The sequence below is a fragment of the Streptomyces coerulescens genome (assembly GCF_042657965.1).
Taxonomy (GTDB): Bacteria; Actinomycetota; Actinomycetes; order Streptomycetales; family Streptomycetaceae; genus Streptomyces; species Streptomyces coerulescens.
The window spans coordinates 1-2,746 of record NZ_JBHSKM010000034.1; the positions used below are offsets into that span (position 1 = coordinate 1).

1 protein-coding gene is annotated in these 2,746 nt (G+C 70.6%); it reads left to right on the plus strand.

Annotated features, from left to right (window positions below):
- Positions 1 to 2,746: non-ribosomal peptide synthetase (locus ACFPQ9_RS34830; RefSeq protein WP_380862398.1), on the plus strand; the 2,746-nt coding region annotated here is incomplete at both ends.

Genomic DNA, 2,746 nt, shown 5'->3' on the forward strand with positions numbered 1-2,746 from the left:
CTGTCGGAGTGGGCGGCGTTGTATGCCGATCCGGAGTGTGAGCTGCCGCCGATCGATGTGTCGTTCCGCGACTACTGCCAGGCCGTCGCATCGGGGCAGCAGGACGAGACGGCCCGGGACTACTGGCTGGACAGGCTCGACACCCTCCCGGCGGCTCCGGAGCTTCCGGTGGTGTCACGGGAGCCCGGCAGCCCGACCCGGTTCGTGCGGCGCACGCATGAGCTCTCCGGCGAACGGTGGCGGTCCCTCAGGCGGACGGCCCAGGCGCGGGGTGTGACGCCGTCGGTGCTGCTGTGTGCGGCGTACGCGGAGGCGCTGGCGCTGTGGGCGAAGGAGCCGCGTTTCACGCTGAACGTGACGATCGGCGACCGGCTGCCGCTGCACCCGCATGTGGAGCGGCTGATCGGCGACTTCACCAACCTCGTCCTCCTCGAGGTCGACACGGAATCCGCCGACACCTTCGTCGACCGCGCCCAGAACGTGCAGCGCCGGCTGTGGCAGGACCTGGAGCACCGCGCCTACGGCGGTGTCCGTCTGCTCCGTGAACTCGCCCGGCACCACGGCCCCGAGCGTGCCGCCATGCCCGTGGTGTTCACCAGCGTCCTCGGCCAGGACATGCCGGGCGGCTCACCGGCCGATCCGCTGCCCGGTCTCGGACACGTCGTCTCCGCTGTGTCGCAGACACCCCAGGTGACGCTGGACTGCCAGGTGGTGGAGGTGGCCGAGGGACTGCTGATGAGCTGGGACGCCGTGGAGGCACTGTTCCCGGAGGGAGTGCTGGACGGGGCGTTCTCGGCGTTCGTGACCTTGGTGGAGGAGCTCGCCGACGGCGCGGAGGCCTGGGAGGCGGAGTGCCCGACCACCACACCGGCCGAGCACACGGCGGTGGTGGCGGAGGTGAATGCCACCGAGCGGCCGCTGCCGACCGGACTGCTCCACGAGCCCTTCTTCGCGCAGGCGGCACGGACGCCGCACGCACCCGCGGTCATCTGGTCCTCCGGACAACTGACCTATGACGAGCTGGCCGGACGCGCGCGACGGGTCGCCGAGCGGCTCGAACACCTGGGAACACGTCCCGGGGACCGGGTCGTGGTGTCGATGCGCAAGGGATGGGAGCAGGTCGCCGCCGTCCTCGGCGTGCTCCGCGCCGGCGGCGTCTACGTCCCCGTCGACCCCGCCCTGCCGGCCGAACGCATCACCTACCTGATCGAACACACCGAAGCCCGGGCCGTCCTCACCCAGCCCGGCCTGTTGGAGGAACCCTGGCCGTCGGGCGTCCCCGGGGTGGCGGTCACGGCGGAGACGACCGAGCCGGCGCCGGAGAGTCACAGCGCCCGGCGAGCGACCACGGATCTGGCGTACGTCATCTTCACCTCCGGGTCGACCGGCGTACCCAAGGGCGTGATGATCGACCACCGCGGCGCCCGCAACACGATCGAGGACATCAACGAGCGCATCGGGCTGACGGCCGAGGACCGTGTGCTGGCGGTGTCGAGCCTGAGCTTCGACCTGTCGGTGTGGGACGTCTTCGGCACCCTCGCGGCAGGCGCGGCAATGGTGCTCCCGGATCCGGGATCGGAGCGTGACCCGGCACACTGGGGCGACCTCGTCGACGCCCACACCGTCACCGTCTGGAACTCCGTCCCCGCCCTGTTCGAGCTCTACACCGAGCACCGGGCGCAGCACGGACCCCGGGCCGGACTGCGGACGGCGATGCTCTCGGGTGACTGGATCCCGTTGTCGCTGCCGGAGCGGGCGTGGGGGACGTTCCCCGGCATCCGTCTGCTCAGCCTGGGCGGGGCCACCGAGGCGTCGATCTGGTCGATCCACCACCCCATCACCCGGGTCGACCCGGAATGGGCCAGCATCCCCTACGGCACCGCACTGGCCAACCAGACCATGCACGTACTGGACAGCCGTCTGCGCACCCGACCGCCGTACGCCACCGGCGGGATCTTCATCGGCGGCCTCGGCACCGCGCTCGGCTACTGGAAGGACGACGAAAAGACCTCACAGTCCTTCGTCGTCCACCCCCGCACCGGTGAACGCCTGTACCGGACAGGGGATCTGGGACGGTTCCGGCCCGACGGCACGATCGAATTCCTGGGTCGTGAGGACCAGCAGGTCAAGATCAACGGGTACCGCATCGAACTCGGTGAGATCGACGCAGCGCTGACCGCCCACCCGGACGTCACCACAGCCGTGACCGTCACCGACACCACCGGGCAGGGCGGCAAACGGCTCGTGTCCTACCTGACGCCGGACACCGCCGTCGACACCGAGGAACTGCGCGCATGGCTGCGGACGAAGCTCCCCGCCTACATGGTCCCGCCCGTCCTGATCGCCCTCGACGAGATCCCGCTGAGCAGCAACGGCAAGGTGGACCGCAAAGCCCTGCCCGCCCCCTCCCGCACCCGGACCGGCACCGTGTACACACCACCCGCGACCGCGGTCGAACACACCCTGGTCGGGGTCTGGTCGGAACTGCTCGACCCGGCCGGGCCGCTGTCCACCACCGCGAATCTCTTCGAACTCGGCGCCGACTCCCTCCTCGCCCTGCGTGCCACCGCCGCCGCTGACCACCACGGCCTGCGTCTGCAGCTCGCCGACGTCTTCGCCCACCCGACCATCGCCCGCCAGGCCCTCGCCGTCCAGGCCGCCGGGTCCGTGGAGACCACGCGGATCGAGCCCGATGTGGCGGGGTGGGGTGAGGCGTTCGGTCTGACTGATGTGCAGCATGCGTATT